17 protein-coding genes are annotated in these 19411 nt (G+C 41.9%); 3 read left to right on the forward strand and 14 right to left on the reverse strand.

All coding sequences use genetic code 11. The annotated features are described in order from the left end of the window. Positions 1-30: 30 nt before the first annotated feature. The 9 genes from deoB to PSF09_RS18200 form a co-directional block, all read right to left on the reverse strand. Positions 31-1254: a phosphopentomutase gene (deoB, locus tag PSF09_RS18160; protein ID WP_272665644.1), complete on the reverse strand. Its 1224-nt coding sequence runs from the start codon at positions 1252-1254 to the stop codon at positions 31-33. A gap of 52 nt (positions 1255-1306) precedes the next feature. Then, a complete protein-coding gene (gene deoA, locus PSF09_RS18165) occupies positions 1307-2629 on the reverse strand; it encodes a thymidine phosphorylase (protein ID WP_272665645.1) in 1323 nt (440 codons plus the stop codon). Positions 2630-2677: 48 nt separating this feature from the next. Then, positions 2678-3457 carry a deoxyribose-phosphate aldolase gene (gene deoC / locus PSF09_RS18170; RefSeq protein ID WP_112307952.1) on the reverse strand — a complete coding sequence of 260 codons (780 nt, stop codon included), beginning with the start codon at positions 3455-3457 and terminating at the stop codon, positions 2678-2680. Between the two features lie 473 nt (positions 3458-3930). Beyond that, positions 3931-5214, reverse strand: a complete 1284-nt coding sequence (locus PSF09_RS18175; protein WP_272665677.1) for a NupC/NupG family nucleoside CNT transporter — start codon at positions 5212-5214, stop codon at positions 3931-3933. Positions 5215-5519: 305 nt separating this feature from the next. Next, the gene (locus tag PSF09_RS18180) at positions 5520-6305 is read right to left on the reverse strand and encodes a TatD family hydrolase (protein ID WP_272684280.1); all 786 of its coding nucleotides are present in this window, start codon (positions 6303-6305) and stop codon (positions 5520-5522) included. After that, entirely contained in the window at positions 6298-7395 is a 1098-nt protein-coding gene (locus tag PSF09_RS18185; protein WP_272684281.1) for a patatin-like phospholipase family protein, read from the reverse strand. The genes PSF09_RS18180 and PSF09_RS18185 overlap by 8 nt, the downstream gene beginning before the upstream one ends. A 132-nt stretch (positions 7396-7527) precedes the next feature. Continuing rightward, positions 7528-7938: a BON domain-containing protein gene (locus tag PSF09_RS18190; protein WP_115166591.1), complete on the reverse strand. Its 411-nt coding sequence runs from the start codon at positions 7936-7938 to the stop codon at positions 7528-7530. A 192-nt stretch (positions 7939-8130) separates the two neighbouring features. Beyond that, positions 8131-9720, reverse strand: a complete 1590-nt coding sequence (prfC, locus tag PSF09_RS18195; RefSeq protein ID WP_272665650.1) for a peptide chain release factor 3 — start codon at positions 9718-9720, stop codon at positions 8131-8133. A gap of 202 nt (positions 9721-9922) precedes the next feature. Then, positions 9923-10987 (reverse strand): tartrate dehydrogenase, encoded by a 1065-nt coding sequence (locus PSF09_RS18200; protein WP_004914795.1) that lies wholly within the window; start codon positions 10985-10987, stop codon positions 9923-9925. 102 nt (positions 10988-11089) lie between these two features. Here PSF09_RS18200 and PSF09_RS18205 point away from each other — a divergent pair, with 102 nt between their 5' ends. Further along, on the forward strand, positions 11090-12004 hold the full coding sequence (locus PSF09_RS18205) for a LysR substrate-binding domain-containing protein (RefSeq protein WP_272665652.1): 915 nt from the start codon (positions 11090-11092) through the stop codon (positions 12002-12004). Between the two features lie 34 nt (positions 12005-12038). Continuing rightward, positions 12039-12944 (forward strand): helix-turn-helix domain-containing protein, encoded by a 906-nt coding sequence (locus tag PSF09_RS18210; RefSeq protein WP_210837047.1) that lies wholly within the window; start codon positions 12039-12041, stop codon positions 12942-12944. A 45-nt stretch (positions 12945-12989) separates the two neighbouring features. Here the strand turns inward: PSF09_RS18210 and PSF09_RS18215 are convergent, their stop codons facing one another. The 3 genes from PSF09_RS18215 to PSF09_RS18225 are packed head-to-tail and all read right to left on the reverse strand — an operon-like array spanning position 12990 to position 16573. Continuing rightward, positions 12990-13943, reverse strand: coding sequence for a PDR/VanB family oxidoreductase (locus PSF09_RS18215; protein ID WP_210837046.1), 954 nt, complete (start codon positions 13941-13943; stop codon positions 12990-12992). A 16-nt stretch (positions 13944-13959) separates the two neighbouring features. Continuing rightward, on the reverse strand, positions 13960-15408 hold the full coding sequence (locus PSF09_RS18220) for an NAD-dependent succinate-semialdehyde dehydrogenase (RefSeq protein WP_272665656.1): 1449 nt from the start codon (positions 15406-15408) through the stop codon (positions 13960-13962). Between the two features lie 37 nt (positions 15409-15445). Beyond that, positions 15446-16573, reverse strand: coding sequence for an aromatic ring-hydroxylating oxygenase subunit alpha (locus PSF09_RS18225; protein WP_272684282.1), 1128 nt, complete (start codon positions 16571-16573; stop codon positions 15446-15448). A 320-nt stretch (positions 16574-16893) separates the two neighbouring features. Here PSF09_RS18225 and PSF09_RS18230 point away from each other — a divergent pair, with 320 nt between their 5' ends. Continuing rightward, the gene (locus PSF09_RS18230) at positions 16894-18453 is read left to right on the forward strand and encodes a BCCT family transporter (protein WP_210837043.1); all 1560 of its coding nucleotides are present in this window, start codon (positions 16894-16896) and stop codon (positions 18451-18453) included. Between the two features lie 86 nt (positions 18454-18539). Here PSF09_RS18230 and rimI read toward each other — a convergent pair whose 3' ends face one another. Next, positions 18540-18992, reverse strand: a complete 453-nt coding sequence (rimI, locus tag PSF09_RS18235; protein ID WP_196718586.1) for a ribosomal protein S18-alanine N-acetyltransferase — start codon at positions 18990-18992, stop codon at positions 18540-18542. Continuing rightward, positions 18961-19371 carry a DNA polymerase III subunit psi gene (locus tag PSF09_RS18240; protein ID WP_210837042.1) on the reverse strand — a complete coding sequence of 137 codons (411 nt, stop codon included), beginning with the start codon at positions 19369-19371 and terminating at the stop codon, positions 18961-18963. Before PSF09_RS18240 ends, rimI begins: the two co-directional genes overlap by 32 nt. Positions 19372-19411: the final 40 nt, after the last annotated feature.

Raw genomic sequence — 19411 nt, forward strand, 5'->3', positions numbered from 1 at the left:
GACAGCTCAAAGAATGACGGGTAATGGGTGTTAGAGCATTGGTTTACCATACTCCATCGGCGACAAATCAAAGTACTTAGCAACTGTCTGCCCTATGTCCGCGAACGTTTCACGGTGACCTAATGAACCTGGTTTCACTTTTGGTCCATAAATCAGCACTGGGATGTGCTCACGGGTATGGTCTGTACCTGGCCAAGTTGGGTCACAACCGTGGTCAGCCGTTAAAATCAGAATGTCATCTTCTTTCACTAATTTCATTAGTTCAGGTAAACGACGGTCGAACAATTCTAATGCTGCGGCATAACCAGCCACATCACGGCGGTGGCCGTATGCTGAGTCAAAGTCCACAAAGTTAGTGAAAACGATGGTGTTATCACCCGCCAGTTTCATTTCTTCTACCGTTGCATCGAACAGTGCATCAATACCTGTGGCTTTAATTTTCTTAGTGATACCAACATGAGCGTAAATATCAGCAATTTTACCGATAGAAACCACTTCACCTTGTTTTTCATCAACCAGTTTTTTCAACACAGTCGGTGCCGGTGGCTCTACCGCTAAGTCATGACGGTTACCTGTACGTGTGAAGTTACCCGCTTTGTCACCAACAAATGGACGCGCGATAACACGACCAATGTTATAACCACCTTTGGTTAACTCTTCACGTGCGATTTCGCACAGCTCATACAGTTTATCTAAGCCATAAGTTTCTTCGTGACACGCAATTTGGAATACGGAGTCAGCAGAGGTATAGAAAATCGGTTTACCGGTTTTCATGTGCTCTTCACCCAGTTGATCGAGGATAACTGTACCGGATGAATGGCAGTTACCTAAATAGCCCGGCAAATTTGCTTTCTCGACTAAAGTATCCAGCAGTTCTTGTGGGAAGCTGTTTTCTTCATCAGAGAAATAACCCCAATCAAATAGGACAGGCACACCCGCAATTTCCCAGTGACCTGACGGAGTATCTTTACCCGAAGAAATTTCGCTCGCATAAGCGTATGCGCCAATAATTTCTGCATTAGGATCAAGGCCCGCAGGGAATGAACCGCTTGATTCCTCTCCTGCTTTACCTAAACCTAATTTTGTTAAATTCGGTAAATGCAGAGGCCCTTTACGACCAATATCCGCTTCGCCGCGTGCGCAAGCATCTGCAATGTGACCCAACGTATTTGAGCCTTCATCACCAAATTTATGTGCATCGTGTGCAGCACCGATCCCAAAGGAATCCAAAACCATAATAAATGTGCGTTTCATATTTTTCTCCTGCGGTATTTTTAAATACGATATACCACTAAAATCTTGTGTATTACTCGCTGATTTGGCGATAAACCATTGGTGTTGCTTCAGGTGCTTTATCTCCAATCACCATCGCTTCACGCACTTCCTTCGCTGCTTCTTCCCACGCTTTTTCACTATTTGCATGGATAATTGCCAGTGGCGTTTGGGTATCCACTTTGGCACCTAACGCAGCGATATCACTCAAACCAACACTATAATCAATTGGGTCTGTCGCTTTACGACGACCACCACCTAAAGTCACGACAGACATTCCCAGCGCACGGGTATCCATTTGCGTGATAATGCCGTCTTTTGGTGCATAAACCGCTTTGCTCAGTACCGCAGTTGGCAAGTATTTGTTGTAATTTTCAACAAAATCAGCAGGCCCTTTTTGCGCTGCAACCATACGGCCAAACACTTCAGCCGCTTTACCATTGTCTAATACTGCCTGTAATTTTTGACGTGCTTCTTCGCGGTTTGCGGCTAATGAACCAGACACTAACATTTCTACGCATAATGCCATGGTGACTTCATAAAGACGTGGATTACGATATTCACCTGTCAAAAATTGTACAGCTTCACGTACTTCAACAGCGTTACCGGCACTGGATGCCAACACTTCATTCATGTCAGTCAATAATGCGGTGGTTTTACAACCTGCCCCATTCGCAACTTTAACAATAGACTCAGCTAACTGTTCTGACTTCTCATAAGTTGGCATAAATGCACCTGAGCCAACTTTAACGTCCATCACTAGAGCATCAAGGCCTTCAGCCAATTTTTTACCTAAGATCGAAGCTGTAATTAACGGAATGGAATCCACTGTTGCTGTGATATCACGGGTTGCATAAAAACGTTTGTCTGCAGGTGCTAATGAATTGGTTTGCCCAATAATTGCTACCCCGACATCTCTAATAATGTCACGGAAACGAACATCATCTGGGAAAATATCGAAATTAGGGATCGCTTCGAGTTTATCTAATGTGCCACCGGTGTGGCCTAAACCACGACCTGAGATCATCGGTACATAGCCACCACACGCTGCGACCATTGGGCCGAGCATTAATGAAGTGACATCACCCACACCGCCAGTTGAATGTTTATCAACTAATGGGCCATTGAGATTGAGTGATTTCCAGTTCAGAACAGTTCCTGAATCACGCATGGCTAGCGTTAATGCAACACGCTCAGGCATGGTCATATCATTAAAATAGATAGTCATTGCCAATGCAGCAATTTGACCTTCTGAAACTGAGTTATCGCGAACACCATTGATAAAGAAACGAATCTCTTCTTCGCTTAATGGCTTACCATCACGTTTTTTACGGATAATTTCTTGTGCCAGAAACACAATATGCTCCTTTAAAGTCGAATTTATCGGCTAACGATATTGCGAAAATTAATAGCTGCTGCTTGATTTTTTAACGTCAAAACCCAGCGTATTTAATAAATTTGCTAATAAGCTAGAAGCACCAAAACGGAAATGGCGGCTATCTGCCCAATCATCACCTAAAATTCGACCAGCTAACGCTAAGTATTCTGCCGCTTCTTCTGCGGTACGTACGCCACCAGCGGGTTTAAAACCTACTGTTTTTTTCACGCCCATATCATGGATAACTTGCATCATGATTTCTGCGCTTTCTAATGTTGCATTAACAGGCACTTTACCTGTTGACGTTTTAATAAAATCTGCGCCCGCTTTAATGGAAATTTCAGAAGCTTTACGGATTAATGCTGCATCTTTTAACTCACCTGTTTCAATGATCACTTTCAACAACACATTGGCTGCTGCGCAAGCATCTTTACAGGCTTTCACTAAGTCAAAACCAATTTGCTCATTACCGGCAATCAATGCGCGATAAGGGAATACCACGTCAACTTCGTCCGCACCGTAAGCAATCGCCGCTTTAGTTTCAGCTAATGCGATATCAATATCATCGTTACCGTGAGGGAAATTTGTGACCGTTGCAATTCGTACATCTGGAGTGCCTTGCTCACGTAATGTTTTACGTGCGATTGGAATAAAACGAGGATAAATACAGATTGCTGCCGTATTGCCTGCAGGGCTTTTCGCCTGATGGCACAGTGCGATGACTTTCGCATCAGTATCGTCATCATTTAAAGTGGTTAAATCCATAAGGGACAGCGCGCGTTGTGCGGCCGCTTTTAAATCAGTCATATAACTCTCCAACGTTGTTAATTCTTCAGAACGACACGTTCTTTGTTGGCGAGCGGGCTTGGTTCCTTAAAGATGCTAGTCGGATGCTTTCCGAACTGAGCAGCTGAGATCCTTCTCACCGCATCATGCCCTAGAGTCCTAGACTCTGAGAACTAGCAGTTCCATAGCAGCTTACTAATGCCTATTTGACCATGGAATGGTGCCATTTTATGTGCTACAAATCACATTAATCGACTGAATGTTACATTATTAAAATAAAAAATGTGATCTACATCTAATTATACCTTCTCTCGCCATCCATTTTTCTCTCAAATGGCTTTTCAATGTATTCTTTATCATTAATTGACTAAGTTAAGAATAGTTGAAAATTTACGATTGATATAAAAAGTCACAAAAGAATATAGCGAATCAAAATGAAAACGGAAGGATTATTCCCCTTCCGTCTAATTGAATTGGTTGATAGCCAATATAATTTAAATGACTGCCGCTGCGCCTAGCGTCAAGAAAAAGCCAGCAATCGTTGCACTCATTAAGTTAGACAGGGTACCGGCCATAACCGCTTTCATACCTAAACGAGCAACATCACCACGGCGATTTGGCGCCATTCCGCCTAAACCACCGAGTAAGATAGCGACGGATGAAAGGTTAGCAAAACCACATAATGCAAATGAAATAATCGCTTTAGTATGGTCAGAAAGTACTTGTTTACCTGCCGCCAGTACTTCAGCATCCGCTTTCATATATTCACCAAAGTTCATGAATGCAACAAACTCATTCACGACAATTTTTTGGCCGATGAAAGAACCGGCAATTGTCGCTTCACTCCACGGCACACCAATTAAGTATGCGATTGGGGCAAATAACCAACCTAACAATAGTTCCAGTGACAGCTGCGGATAATCAAACCAGCCACCAATGCCACCTAAGATACCATTGATCAATGCAATTAAAGCGATAAACGCCAATAACATTGCACCCACGTTCAGCGCTAGTTGCATCCCGGATGATGCCCCAGAAGCGGCCGCATCAATGATATTGGCAGGGCGTTCATCTTCAGCGACTAAATCTGTCGCATCAACCCTATCTTTTACATCTTCTGTTTCTGGAACCATCAGCTTGGCAAATAACAAACCACCTGGAGCGGCCATAAAGGAAGCAGCAATCAGGTATTCCATCGGTACACCCATTTGTGCATAACCCGCCAAAACTGAACCCGCGACAGACGCTAAACCACCACACATAATGGCAAATAACTCTGATGTCGTCATTGTTGCAATGTAAGGACGAACAACCAATGGCGCTTCCGTTTGCCCAACAAAGATATTTGCTGTCGCAGATAACGATTCTGTTCTTGAGGTTCCCAATATTTTTTGTAGGCCACCACCAAGTATTTTAATCACTAACTGCATGATCCCTAAGTAGTAAAGGACAGCAATCAATGAAGAGAAGAAAACAATGATTGGCAAAACGCGGAAAGCAAAAATAAAACCACCGCCACCAAACAGCTCAAACATTTTATCGGAAACTAGGCCACCAAAGATGAAGCTCATCCCATCTTGGCCATATCCAATAACTTTAGAAACCGCGTCAGACATCCCTTGGAGCACACTACGCCCCGCTGGAACATAAAGAACAAATGCACCAATGGCTAATTGAATTAAAAATGCGCCGCCAACTGTGCGTAGCCTAATTGCTCGGCGATTGCTGGAAAATAGAATAGCTATCGCGATAAGTACCGCCATTCCGATAATACTCATAATGAGCTGCATGGAAGGATCCCTGTTCACTTTATTTTAGGTTGATATATAAGGAAACGTGTAAGTCGCCTTGACTCTTAATTTGATGATTATACCTAGTCATCACCAATAACCCGCAATACTCATCACAAATACATACTGCAATAAACAACAAAAATTCACACAATGTGACAAAAATCACAAAATCAACTCAGTTTAGTCTGGAAAGGCACTAAAGTCCCAATTAATCACAATAAAAACCAAATAGATTTAAATAGCTAATTAATGAAATTATATAAATATTATTTATGATTATGTATGCAGTTTTACTGGGAAAGATTAAATAACGACAAACTATTGTTGTAAAGTTGTTGGGCTATTTCTGCAGGGGATTCGTGGCGAAGCTCACATAATGAACGAAAAACCCACTCAATACGTTCAGGCCGATTTGGCTCGCCTTGGAAACCTGAAACAGGCATATCAGGGGCATCCGTTTCGAATAATAATGAAGTCAAAGGAAGTTGTGACATCACATAGCGAGTTTTATTCGCTCTTTCATAGGTAATTGTCCCACCGACACCAATATAATAACCAAGTTTAACAAAGGCTTGTGCTTGAGATAGGCTACCAGCAAAGCCATGTACGACTCCACGAGCAGGAACATCAAAACGACGCAGCATCGCCGCTAGTGGGTCATGACTTTTACGTGAATGCAAAATAACCGGTAAATCAAACTGTTTCGCTAGCTTCAATTGTGCGGACAACACCCCTTGCTGGCGTTCAAACTGAGGGTTTTGCATATAGAGGTCGAGCCCAATTTCCCCTATCGCTACACACTTTTTATTTTTTTGGTTAAGATAATCAACCAAAATATCAATGTGTTTCTCTTGAAATTGGCTCAAATATAACGGATGAAACCCCATGGCGGCATGTAACTGCGGATATTGCTGTGCCAGTTGCCAAACTCGTGCAAAATTATCCACACTCACGGTAGGAATAACAATATCACTCACGCCACTTTGTTGAGCAAGCTGCAAACTTTCAGTGAAGGAGTCACTAAAAGGTGGAAAATCAAAATGGCAATGGGTATCGATAAATTGATGTTTAGCCATCACGATTTTCATTTGCTGATATTGCGGCCAAAGGCATTGATGTAACAGGCTCCGTCACCAATTCCGGAATAAGTTCATTTGGTACTTGTGGCTCAAGCTGAATATCGAGTGGGTTAGACTCAATCTTCTGTGCCAAAGTATGGCTAAAGCGATTTGTGTTGTGGTCAAAGGCATCACCCAGTGCTGCAATAAAATAGCGGCCACACCGGCGCCCCGTATGGTAATCTTGATTAAGCGAAGACACCTTACTGCCCAGCGCACTGCTTTTCAGTGGAACAGGTGGATAAATCTCAAAGACCTGTACATCTTTTGGTGGATTTTCAATAAATTCTTGTGTTCTACGGTAGCTTTTCAGATGAACTTTTAGCATCGCGGCCATACGTTGTAGGCCATTCTTATCCCCTTCCAGCCACCGAGTCATTCTTTTCACCCATTCAGGGGTAAAATACATTTGGGAAGGAACGGTACGGATCACCACAATAGTCTCTGCACCGCGGCGGTATGCCTCTTCAACTGGGATAGCAGCACTAATGCCACCATCTTGATAAAGCGTGCCATCAAATTCAACACCTTCCCGATAAAAACCCGGAATAGCGCTGGATGCACGAATAATATCGAGCCAGTTGTCGGCATCCGGCTTTAGAAAAGCAGCCGAAAAATCATCACTGCGGCTTGCTCCCATATAGAATTCACGACCTGAATTTAATAAATCGAGCCCTGCTTGTATACGTAATGGGAATTCTTTTGCTGTGGTGTCGACGAGCCAATCTAAATCAATCAGATGGCCTCCACGGATAAAACGTAGTGGATTAAAAAATGCCGAATTGGTCGTATAGCGAGTGATCACACGGCGCGCATAACCCGCTTGCCCACAAATATACGCAGACAGGTTTTGAGCCCCTGCTGAAGTACCTATCATCAGATCAAAAGGGTTGAAGTCAGAAATAAGAAACTCATCCAGTACACCCGCAGTAAAAATCCCTCGTTGACCGCCACCTTCACAAATCAGGGCAGTTTTTCCCGAGTTGATATTATCAAAGAATGCTAGCGGCTCAATCGTGCCGAGTGTAACTGAAACGTGTTTTCCCATAATGCCTCTGGATGGCAGAAATTCATTTGAAATAGCTCAAAAACAGAATGAGCTTCCTTTTGAAAGCCCATTCTATCGAGATTGTACAATAAATATTCAGCAATATGAGCTATTGAGACATTTATTTATAGATTAGTTAGCAATCACTAAACCATTTTGCACTGATTTCACCCCGTTAACTTGGGATGCAACTTGGGTAATTTTATCCATCTGATCGGCTGATTTTACGAAACCGGATAAGTAAACAACACCATTGACGGTTTTGACTGATACGCTGTTACTTGAAATGCCTTTCGTACCCAGTAATTTTCCTTTTACATCCGCAGTAATCGCTGAGTCATCAATGTACTCACCGGTATTTTTAGCGCCACTCGAAATGGCATTTCCAGTATCTTTACCGGCCATTTCCACTGTCTTAGATGCACTGTCCCACGTTTCTGAAGCTTGTTTTTTCAAAGCACTATCCGATGATGAGCTACAAGCTGCGAGCGCCCAGCTCAACCCAATAACTCCTAACACGCTCAATAGTTTTGCTTTTTTCATAAAAACCTTCCTTTCACTGCAATGGACAACGAATAATATAGCCTAAGTAAAAAAATATAAAAAATAAAGAGAAAGGTAATAAAGACAGAATATTCTTGATGATAAGCACCAAAAAACAGGAAAAGTAGCTTTAAATGAAGTTCGAAATAAGATGACCCACTGACTATTGTTAGTCGTGGGTCATCAACGCAATTAGTGTTCGCGTGTTTTACGGAATTTAACGTCAGGGTAACGTTCACTGGTGAGGTTAAGATTTACCATAGTCGGTGCGATATAAGATAAGTTATCGCCACCATCAAGGGCTAAGTTTTGCTCATTTTTGCGTTTAAACTCTTCGAATTTCTTCGCATCATCACACTCAACCCAACGCGCAGTAGAAACGTTAACGGCTTCATAAATAGCTTCAACGTTATATTCGCTTTTCAAACGCGAAACTACCACGTCAAACTGCAGCACCCCTACCGCACCAACAATTAAATCATTGTTAGTTAACGGGCGGAAAACCTGTACCGCTCCCTCTTCAGATAACTGAACGAGGCCTTTTAACAGTTGTTTTTGTTTCAATGGGTCACGTAAACGAATACGGCGGAATAATTCAGGGGCAAAGTTAGGAATCCCCGTAAACTTGAGTTCTTCACCTTGCGTGAAGGTATCACCGATTTGAATCGTGCCATGGTTATGTAACCCAATGATATCCCCTGCATAGGCGTTTTCGACCTGAGAGCGATCCCCCGCCATAAAGGTTAAAGCATCAGAAATGACCACGTCTTTTTTGATACGCACTTGGCGTAGTTTCATACCCTTTTCATAAGTACCTGAAACAATACGCATAAATGCAACACGGTCACGGTGTTTCGGGTCCATATTCGCTTGGATTTTAAATACGAAACCGGTGAACTTTTCTTCTGTCGCATTAACTTGGCGTAAATCTGTTTGGCGAGGTTGCGGCTGTGGAGCCCATTCCACTAGGCCATCTAACATATGGTCAACACCAAAGTTACCTAACGCAGTGCCGAAAAAGACAGGGGTTAATTCACCCTGTAAGAATGCTTCATGGTCAAATTCATGGGATGCCCCTTGAACCAATTCCAACTCATCGCGTAACTGCGCGGCTAATTCCTCACCAACAGCTGCATCGAGATCGGGGTTGTTTAACCCTTTAATTATACGGACTTCTTGAATCGTATGCCCTTGGCCTGTTTGGTATAGGATTGTTTCATCACGTAATAAATGATAAACACCCTTGAATAATTTACCGCAACCGATAGGCCATGTGATTGGACAACAAGCAATTTTCAGCTCATTTTCCACTTCATCCATTAATTCCATCGGGTCACGAATATCACGGTCCAATTTATTCATGAAAGTTAAAATTGGGGTGTCACGTAGACGGGTGACTTCCATCAGTTTACGTGTCCGGTCTTCAACCCCTTTACCTGAGTCAATCACCATCAAGCAGCAGTCAACTGCCGTTAATGTACGATAAGTATCTTCAGAGAAGTCTTCGTGACCTGGGGTATCCAGTAAGTTAACAAGACAATCATTATAAGGAAACTGCATGACAGAGGTAGTAATCGAAATACCACGCTGCTTTTCCATTTCCATCCAGTCAGATTTAGCGTGTTGATTAGAGCCACGGCCTTTTACCGTACCTGCACGTTGAATAGCATGCCCGAACAATAACACTTTTTCAGTGATTGTGGTTTTACCCGCATCGGGGTGGGATATGATAGCAAACGTTCTGCGTGTGCTAACTTCATGGAGAAAGTTCTGATCTGTCATTTAACCGTTCTTTTCGTTTATATACAGATTTGTATAAGCATTCGAAGAGGCTCAATGTGGCTCTTGGCGTCGCAAATCCGTCTTGTTAATCAAAATTGGCGGATATTTTCGCAGATCTTGGGGGTATTAACAATCAAAGCATCGAGGAACAGGCAAAACAGTCCCCCGATGGCTCACTAAATTGACTCAATAAACACCGCCTTTAGGCACTGACTAAACGGGTAATTTCATCCCCTAGCGCCTGTGTACTGGCATTACCTCCCATATCGCGAGTCAAATGTTGACGTTGTTTAATCGCTGTTTCTACTGCGGACATGATAGAATCATGCATCTCGGGGCACCCCAAATGCTGCATCATCATGGCGGCTGCCCAAATCGTACCAATCGGGTTGGCAATATTTTGCCCTGCGATATCAGGTGCTGACCCGTGAACAGGCTCAAACATCGATGGGAATTGTTTTTCTGGGTTAATATTGGCCGATGGCGCAATCGCAATAGTTCCGGTACAAGCAGGCCCTAAATCAGACAAAATATCACCAAACAGGTTTGACCCAACAATCACATCGTAGAACTCTGGCATTCTCACTAAGTTTGCTGCAAAAATATCAATATGGAATTGGTCAACTTTGATATCTGGGTATTGCTTCGCCATTTCGGCTACACGGCTATCCCAATAAGGCATTGAATGAAATAACCCATTAGATTTCGTCGCTGAACTTAAATGTTTTTTCTCACGTGACTGCGCCAAATCAAAAGCATATTTTAAGATACGGTCGGTACCTTTACGGGTAAAAATACTTTGTTGCAATACCATTTCTTCATCCGTACCTTCGTACTGAATACCGCCAATCGCAGAATATTCCCCTTCAACGTTTTCACGCACGACATAAAAATCAATATCTCCCGGTTTTTTATCTGCTAGTGGGCATTTAATGCCATCAAATAAGCGTACAGGGCGTAAGTTAACATATTGGTTAAAAGCGCGGCGGATGGGTAATAGCAGCCCCCATAATGAAATATGATCAGGAACACCAGGGAACCCTACCGCGCCGAGGAAAATCGCATCAAATTTTTGCAACTGTTCTAAGCCATCTTCAGGCATCATGCGCCCAGTACGGTGATAGGTTTCGCACGACCAATCAAAATGGGTAAAGTTAAGTTTTACATTGTGTTTATTGGCTGCTGCTACTAATACTTTTAATCCTTCAGGGATCACTTCGGTACCAATACCATCACCAGGAATAACCGCTATATTAAATTGTGACATTGTGAAAACCTCTGATAAATGAATTATGTCTGTTTGTTCTCCAGTTTAGGGGTTGCTGTGATAAAGTATAGATATGAAGTGTAATCCTTAGGTTTACAAACTATGAACAAGCTTCCTTCGTTAGAGGATATCCGCGTTTTTGTCACAGTTGCCCGCTTGATGAGTTTCTCTCAAGCGGCTTCACAGCTGTTAGTGTCCCCAGCTTATGTTTCTAAACGCATTAAATTACTAGAAGAAAATTTAGGACAAACTTTATTTTTTAGGACTGCTCGCTCAATTAAACTAACTCACGAAGGGCAAATTATTTTACGTAGCAGTGAAGTGATGCTAGCTGAATTGGAACAGATGCAACAGCAACTCAACGCCTGTCGTGAAGAGATCCGCGGCTCACTGCGTATCAGTTGTAGCACAGGGTTTGGCAGTACTTATATTAACCCGTTTATCCTCACACTACGGGGGAATTATCCTTTATTAGGCATTGATCTCACTTTAACCGATAAGTCTGTCGATATTATTAGTGAAAACATTGATGTTGATATCTGTATTGGCGGTGCAATAGCAGAGCAATTTATTGCTAGGCGAATTGCACAAAACCAACGAATTCTGTGCGCTTCGCCAACCTATTTAGCAACACACGGCTATCCAAAATATCCACAAGAGCTAGAACAAAAACACTTTTGTATTGCGATTAAAGAGCGCAACCAAGCCCCCGCAGTATGGAAGCTTGAACAACAGCAAGAAAGTATGACGGTCACCCCTAATAGCAAATTAACCGTCAACAATGGTGAAGTCGCCAAACAGTGGTGTTTAAGTGGTGAAGGGATCCTATTGCGCTCCCAATGGAGTGTGCAGCCTGAGTTACAGTCTGGTCAATTAGTACGAGTATTACCGCAATGGCATCAAACCGCAGATGTTTATGCTGTATATTCGAGAAGTCTCCGAACGAGTGCTAATCTTAGAGTCTTTATCGAAAATCTAGAGCAATACCTTGCGACTCACTTATCACATGGTTTTTAGTTAACCCCATAAGTTATAAGGTAAACATGAATTGATGACAGAAACAGAGACATTCAAAGAACGTTTGTTGAAATTGCTAAAACAGAAAAAAATGAGTCAATTAAAGGCAGCTGAAGCCCTTGGTGTTTCGCGAACGGCGGTTAATAAGTGGACAAAAGGCGGTATGATTGATGAAGATAATCTTGAAAAGCTCGCCACGTTATTAGATGTCGACAAAATATGGTTGAAATACGGTGAATATACCAATAACCAAGTTACTGTTAGCAATTCAGGTGTCATGCGCAACATCAACGAAGTCCACCTTCAAGAATCGGCAGATATCGTGACATGGGAGTGGGACTTATTAACTGGGGAATTGAACTACTCGGACAACGTTGAAGCCGTATATGGCATCAAAATTACCAGTAATGACGATTTCTGGGCCTTAATGAGCCACGACTCTAAAGAGAAATTGGTCAATGGATATTCCAAAATTATCCGTGAAGGTGGTGCCCATGAAATGGATTTTAAAATTAACTGGGAAGGCGATTACCGCTGGATCACCTCCCGAGCGACAGGAGTCAAAGGTCCTAATGGTAAAGTGACAAAGCTGGTTGGGATCAGCTTAGACAACACAGAACGTAAAAATACCGAACTACGCCTGCGTAAAATCAAATGTTATTTTGATGTTTTATTATCTCATTTCAATCATTTAGTTGTATTCACAGATAAGGCAGGTGAAATATTAGCCAGCAACTTACACAACCAATCGACTGAAATAGATTACCTTGAACTACAACGTTTATTGTATCAATTAGTGATAAACCATAAGCCTTGGTTAGATGAAGTATTTCGCACTGGACGGGGGCAAATCGTTTTTCAAGATAAGCAAATTACAGCTTATCAACACTTTAATGATGAAAAACAACCTTTTTTAATGTTTGAATTAAAAGATATTTAAAACCAGTATCTTGCCCCACTTATGGCTAAAGCGGGGCAGCTTTGGTTATAAATCAAGAACTAATCGTTTAGATTTAGCTCGCGACACACACAACATCATCGTTTTTTGTTCAGCTTTTTCATCATCATCAAGGTAGTGGTCACGGTGGTCCGCCTCTCCCTCAAGTATCGCCGTCTCACAAGTCCCACAAACCCCATTACGGCATAAACATTCCACGTTAATGCGCTTATCAGCTTCGATTACCTGTAAAATAGACTCATCTCTACCCACTTCCAAACTAAAGCCTGAACGTTGAAAATAGACCTCAAATGAATCCCCTTCACTGGCAATTTCGCCAAAATTTTCAAAATGAACCTGTGATTCACCAAGGTGCTGATGGCCCTTTTCAATCACCTCATTAATTAATGATTGAGGGCCACATACATACAGATGGCTATTACTCGCTTGTGCTTTAACCAATTGTTCGACAGACATTCGCTGCCCTTGGCTGCTGTCATAAAGAAATAAACGCGAGCCAATACGCTGTTGTAAATGTTCAAGAAATGCCGCTGTTGCGCTATCACGAAAACAGTAATGAAGCTCAAAATCCATTTCATTTTCTTCTAACTCATAGAGATAAGAAAGAAAAGGCGTGATCCCAATCCCACCTGCGATCAAAATATGCTTACATTGGTTATCCGCAGCTAATGAGAAAAAATTCTGCGCTGGGGACAAATATAAACTATCCCCAGCAGATAGGTGCTCATGCATAAATGCCGAACCGCCTTTCGAATTTTCATCACGTAAGACTGAAATGCAATAGCTTCCACATTGCTGTGGGTCACTGATTAATGAATATGCACGTTGCAAACCAGCCTGCTCACCCATATGAACGGTGACATGACTACCTGCACTAAAAGGCATTAGCGCGCCCTCTTGTGCAACAAACTCGAACATTTTGATATTTGGGCTAATTTGCTCAATTCGACTGACATTGACTGCAATTTTTTGTTGGTTCATCACAGTGACCCTCTCATTATTCAATATCTAAACACAGATACTTAGTACTTAAATAATCCTCAATGCCATATCGAGAGCCTTCTTTTCCTAAACCTGATTGTTTTACTCCTCCAAAAGGAGCAACTTCATTAGAAATTAAGCCTGTATTGATACCGACCATGCCACTTTGCAGTTTTTCAGCAACGCGGTAAACACGGCTAACATCACGAGAAAAGAAATAAGCCGCTAAGCCATAAATCGTATTATTGGCACGAGTAATTACTTCATTTTCATCACTAAAACGAATTAATGTTGCAATGGGACCAAAGATTTCTTCATGAACAATCCTCATTGAGTCATCAACATCAACAAGGACTTTTGGATTAAAGAAATTGCCATACTCCGCCACTTCGCTGCCTAAGGTTAATTGATGTGCCCCTTTCGCGAGTGCATCCTGTAGCAACTCATTCATACCATCAATGGCACGTGTCGTGATCATAGGCCCAATATCCGTTCCTATTTCAAGGCCATTACCGACTTGCAATTTGGCGACTTCTGCAACGAACTTGGATTGAAATTCATCGAAAATAGCATCTTGAAGATAAAAACGGTTCACACAAACACAGGTTTGCCCGCCATTACGAAACTTAGCTTGCACCGCACTTTTTACCGCTTTATCAATATCTGCATCTTCAAAAACAATAAAAGGCGCATTTCCTCCCAGTTCGAGTGACGTTTTCTTAATTGTCGATGCACACTGCTCAGACAATACTCGACCAACTTGCGTTGAACCGGTGAATGAAAACTTGCTGATAAGCTCATGTTTAGTTAGACGTTCACCTAGAACACGAGAATCCCCAGTAATGATGTTAAATATCCCTGCGGGAATACCCGCTTCATCGGCCAATTGAGCGAGGGCGAGTGCCGTAAAAGGCGTTTCAGTCGCTGGCTTGATGATGATACTACAACCCGCAGCCAGTGCTGGAGCCGCTTTACGGGTGATCATCGCTGCAGGAAAATTCCACGGAGTAATCGCACTGCAAACACCGATCGGCTGCTTGATTGTCGAAAGACGGTTACTTCCCACCGTTTGAGGGATGGTTTCCCCATAAACACGTTTTCCCTCTTCTGCAAACCATTCAATAAAAGAAGCGGCATAACGAATTTCACCTTTTGCTTCGTGCAATGGCTTGCCTTGTTCTAGGGTCATCAAGCGCCCCAAATCGTCAACATTGGCCTCTATCAATTCAAACCAACGACGTAGAATGACAGAACGTGCTTTGGCGGTCAGTTGGCTCCAACCATCCATTGCGGCATGCGCTTGTTCAATAGCGTCATCCACTTGTGCAGCCGACAGGCTGGGAATCGTTCCCAGCACAGATTGGTCAACAGGATTAGTCACAGGGATTTTCTTATCTGAATCAACCCATTGCCCATTGATGTAGCATGACTGACGAAATAGCGCAGGGTGAGTTAAATGATGCATTTGTGACTTCTCCTTTTATTTTTCATGAATAGCGTGATTACTCAGTATGTGCGCCGGCGACAATTTTATGGAAATGGGCGACGCCATGTTCGCTAATTCCACTACGCTGCCTGTCAGCCATAATGCGTCCTTGGCCTCGGTAGCCCCGTGATCGCAATCCTTTTTGTACACTTTCTACCAAGCGAAGATCTTCTGGACGGAATACAGTGCGATACCATTCAACTAGGTTTTTCTGATACTCGGTAAGCTCTTCATTGAGGAAATAAATATCATAGTGCTGCAAGGTTTCCCCTGCATTAACAGGGAATTCATAGATAACCGTCATGAAATCCCCGCCTGGAGGCATATTAAACATGGTGCTAGGCCAAATCCAGAAGCCAAAGAAACGCGGGTCGAGTACAGATTCATCGAACTGATAAGATGATTCGGAAGGTTTTGCCTTGCCAATTTGAACAGTCCAATTATCCAATAATTGGTGTTCGTATACGTTGACATCAACGGAACTTGCAAAGCTCACATGGTTAGTTGGGCAGTGATAACACTCAATATAGTTATCAACGATGGTTTTCCAATTGGCTGGTGTATGACTAACAAAACGAGCGGCCAGTTTTAAATCGCTGATCACCGCACACGCTTCTTGCATTTTTTCGGCTAAGCCAGGAAGTTGCTCTTCAATAGGTTGAGGTTCACCAGCCGTCATATTTACATAGATAAACCCTGCATGCTCAATAACATGGAAGCTACTCAGTGACATTGCATCTGCTTCAAAATTGTTCACATTCTCACAATTGGTCGCATGTGCTAGTTGACCATCTAGCTTGAATGCCCACGCATGGTAAGGGCAAGTAATCACATTTTTGACTTTACCACTTTCACCGCTGATCAACTGGTGTCCACGGTGTGGACAGACATTATAAAAACCACGCAATACATCATCACGACCACGAACAATCACGAGGCTTTCGCCAATGAGCTCACGAGTGATATACGAATTTTTTTCTCTTACCTCACTAACATGAGCGACACAAACCCATGAATTAGCAAATATTTTTTCTTTTTCATACTCAAAAACATCATTAGACGTGTAATAACGAGCAGGGATTGTCCATGCGTTATCAATATCAAGGTGATCATTAATCGAAATGACTTTAGCTGCATTGCTCATAATTGCCCTCACTTATGTAAACTTATAGTTAACATCTTTTTCAGGAATGTTAATGCAGATCGCATTAATGATCAAATGAAATATTGACAAAAATTTAATCAATAACATTTATTTGTTTTATAACAATGAGTTGAATTAACAATAATTATTGCAACTGTTAATAATTAGTTAATTACTTGTTGACTACGTAATCTTTGCATGGCTATTCTTTGTAAACCAAAAGTAGCATTTAACAAAAAAGTACCCTTAAAAACAAAACGAGTATTCCCTGCAAACCAACTCTCATAAAAGAAAAATAAGTGAGCAACTGGAGAAGAGGTATGATGAATCACAAAAAATCCGTATTTTACGTGTCGCTAGCCTTTAGTCTGGCGTTAATCAGCTTTGGTGCATTTATTCCTGATAAACTGGAAGCTTTTTCACATTCCGCCTTAAGTTTTATCTATAACAACCTAGGTTGGTTTATCCTCGGTTCCGTTTTTATCTTTTTCAGCTTCTGTATGTTTCTTGGATTTTCCAAATTTGGTCACATACGTCTTGGTGATGACAATGATAAGCCGGAATACAGCACAGTCACTTGGATTGCGATGTTATTCAGTGCCTCAATTGGTATCAGTTTGATGTTCTGGGGAGTGGCAGAGCCTGTTTCCTATTATATCAGCCCACCCGTTGGTCAAGGTTCAACAGAACAGTCGGCCAAAGCGGCCATGCAATATGTCTATCTGCACTGGGGGGTTTCCGCATGGGCGTGTTATGCACTCGTCGGTGTGGCTTTGGGCTATTTCCAATTTAGGAAAAAGCTCCCGTCATCACTCAGTTCTGTTTTCTATCCCTTAATTGGGGATCGGATCTACGGGTCTGTCGGGAAATGGATCAATGTATTGGTGATGTTATCCGTCGTTATTGGTATCGCCACATCATTAGGCTTTGGTACACTACAAGTTAACAGTGGTATGAATTACTTATGGGGATTGCCCATTAGTATTTATGTACAAATTGGTTTAATTGCTATCATTACTGTTGTTTATGTTGCTTCGACAATTTCCGGGTTACAAGGCGCAATCAAACACCTATCAAACTTAAATATCATACTTGCTCTAGGATTGATGGCATTCATCTTTCTCTCTGGCCCCACCCAAACTATCTTAAAAGTTTTATTCCAAGGTATTGGTGACTACGTCCAAAATTTTGTCAGCATGTCATTTCGCACTGAACCCTATAATGACGGTACTTGGATTGCTAACTGGACATTGTTTTACTTTGGCTGGTGGATTGCATGGGCGCCGTTAGTTGGGAGCTTTGTCGCTCGTATATCGAAAGGAAGAACAATTAAAGAGTTTATGATTGGCGCGGTGTTTATTCCTGTATTAAGTGCTTTTGCTTGGTTTGCGGTCATGGGTGGGTCAGCAATCCATCTTATTCAAAATCTAGGCCAAACAGCACTGGCTGATGCCGTAAAAACCGATGTCACATCTGCATTGTTTAAGTTCTTGGACTATTTCCCTGCATCAACATTTATTAGTGTTTTAGCCATTGTCTTAGTGCTGATTTTCTTTATTACTTCTGCTAACTCAGCGGTATTTGTACTGGGAATGGTCAGCGAAAATGGGAACCCGAATCCTTCTCATGTCACTAAAACCATTTGGGGAATCATTATTGCAGCAATCGCGATCGTGCTCATTATGACTGGTGGATTATCTGGTTTGCAATCTGCACTGGTTGCTATGGCGGTGCCATTATCCATCATGATGCTAATTATGTGTTATTCCACCTATAAAGGCCTCAATGAAGAAATCAACGCACAAGCTGCGGCAAAAAAAGAGTTAAAAGATAATATCCAAATAATTAGTAAACCTATTCTTCCTGAAATTGAAAAATAATCGTCACTAAAAGCACAAACCCCAGTATGTCTGACAACATATTGGGGTTTTAATTATATTAGTAATAAATTATTTGTTACTTAAATTTATTCATCGGAAAATAGAGTTAAAGCAAGTACTAAAGCATCTTCTCGGCCTTTTTTGGCAGGGTAGTAATCTTTACGTACCGTTACTTGGTGAAAACCTAGCTTATCGTATAAATGCAAAGCTGATGCATTTGATTCCCTCACTTCTAACCATAATGTGAGAATGCCTTTCTTTATGAGTTCCTTGATAAGCTCTTCTAGCAATAAACGGCCATACCCTTTCCCTTGGTAATCAGGGTGAATAGCAATATTGAATAGGGTCGCCTCATCAAGAACACATTGTGTTATCGCATAACCAATAATTTGATTATTAACAGAAATCTTCAAGTTATGGTACTTTTCCCCTTGATTTCCATAAAAAACTCTCTCAGTCCACGGAAAATCATGGCTTAACTTCTCAATTAAGTACGCAGTTGCGAGATCAGATTGCTTTAGTGTTGAAATTTTCATCATATTGATAAATTTGTTTCCATAGTGCCCGTTTAGCGCCACAGCTTGTACTTAGCTCAGACAAAACAGGTGAAGTAAACATGACTTTTGAACCTTCAGGCTGGATTTCATCACCTAATACCCAACATGGTGTTATTATTGGTGTTGGGATTAAACCTAATTGCTCTGAATTGACACAAACCACATCGTCCTGTGCAATATTCATGGAAAGAAAAATATCTTTTAGCAATTGGCTATTTAAATCAAGGTTCTCATCAGTAATAATAATAAGCTTAGTCGACGCTGGGATCCTTACACCACGTTCACCACGTAACACGGCAGGATTTCTCACCATCCATTGAGTGATCCCCATTTGTTCTAAAAGCCTGTCACGTCGTGTCATTTGATTTTCCAGTCGCAATTTTACAACCACATCTTATCAA

This window comes from Providencia sp. PROV141 (genome assembly GCF_028481645.1).
GTDB classification, from domain to species: Bacteria; Pseudomonadota; Gammaproteobacteria; order Enterobacterales; family Enterobacteriaceae; genus Providencia; species Providencia rettgeri.

Excerpts from the sequence above, each read along its gene's own strand:
- deoB (WP_272665644.1), bottom strand. The coding sequence starts at position 1,254 with ATGAAACGCACATTTATTATGGTTTTGGATTCCTTTGGGATCGGTGCT.
- deoC (WP_112307952.1), bottom strand. The coding sequence starts at position 3,457 with ATGACTGATTTAAAAGCGGCCGCACAACGCGCGCTGTCCCTTATGGAT.
- PSF09_RS18175 (WP_272665677.1), bottom strand. The coding sequence starts at position 5,214 with ATGAGTATTATCGGAATGGCGGTACTTATCGCGATAGCTATTCTATTT.
- PSF09_RS18180 (WP_272684280.1), bottom strand. The coding sequence starts at position 6,305 with ATGGCTAAACATCAATTTATCGATACCCATTGCCATTTTGATTTTCCA.
- PSF09_RS18185 (WP_272684281.1), bottom strand. The coding sequence starts at position 7,395 with ATGGGAAAACACGTTTCAGTTACACTCGGCACGATTGAGCCGCTAGCA.
- PSF09_RS18190 (WP_115166591.1), bottom strand. The coding sequence starts at position 7,938 with ATGAAAAAAGCAAAACTATTGAGCGTGTTAGGAGTTATTGGGTTGAGC.
- prfC (WP_272665650.1), bottom strand. The coding sequence starts at position 9,720 with ATGACAGATCAGAACTTTCTCCATGAAGTTAGCACACGCAGAACGTTT.
- PSF09_RS18200 (WP_004914795.1), bottom strand. The coding sequence starts at position 10,987 with ATGTCACAATTTAATATAGCGGTTATTCCTGGTGATGGTATTGGTACC.
- PSF09_RS18205 (WP_272665652.1), top strand. The coding sequence starts at position 11,090 with ATGAACAAGCTTCCTTCGTTAGAGGATATCCGCGTTTTTGTCACAGTT.
- PSF09_RS18210 (WP_210837047.1), top strand. The coding sequence starts at position 12,039 with ATGACAGAAACAGAGACATTCAAAGAACGTTTGTTGAAATTGCTAAAA.
- PSF09_RS18215 (WP_210837046.1), bottom strand. The coding sequence starts at position 13,943 with ATGAACCAACAAAAAATTGCAGTCAATGTCAGTCGAATTGAGCAAATT.
- PSF09_RS18220 (WP_272665656.1), bottom strand. The coding sequence starts at position 15,408 with ATGCATCATTTAACTCACCCTGCGCTATTTCGTCAGTCATGCTACATC.
- PSF09_RS18225 (WP_272684282.1), bottom strand. The coding sequence starts at position 16,573 with ATGAGCAATGCAGCTAAAGTCATTTCGATTAATGATCACCTTGATATT.
- PSF09_RS18230 (WP_210837043.1), top strand. The coding sequence starts at position 16,894 with ATGATGAATCACAAAAAATCCGTATTTTACGTGTCGCTAGCCTTTAGT.
- rimI (WP_196718586.1), bottom strand. The coding sequence starts at position 18,992 with ATGATGAAAATTTCAACACTAAAGCAATCTGATCTCGCAACTGCGTAC.
- PSF09_RS18240 (WP_210837042.1), bottom strand. The coding sequence starts at position 19,371 with ATGACACGACGTGACAGGCTTTTAGAACAAATGGGGATCACTCAATGG.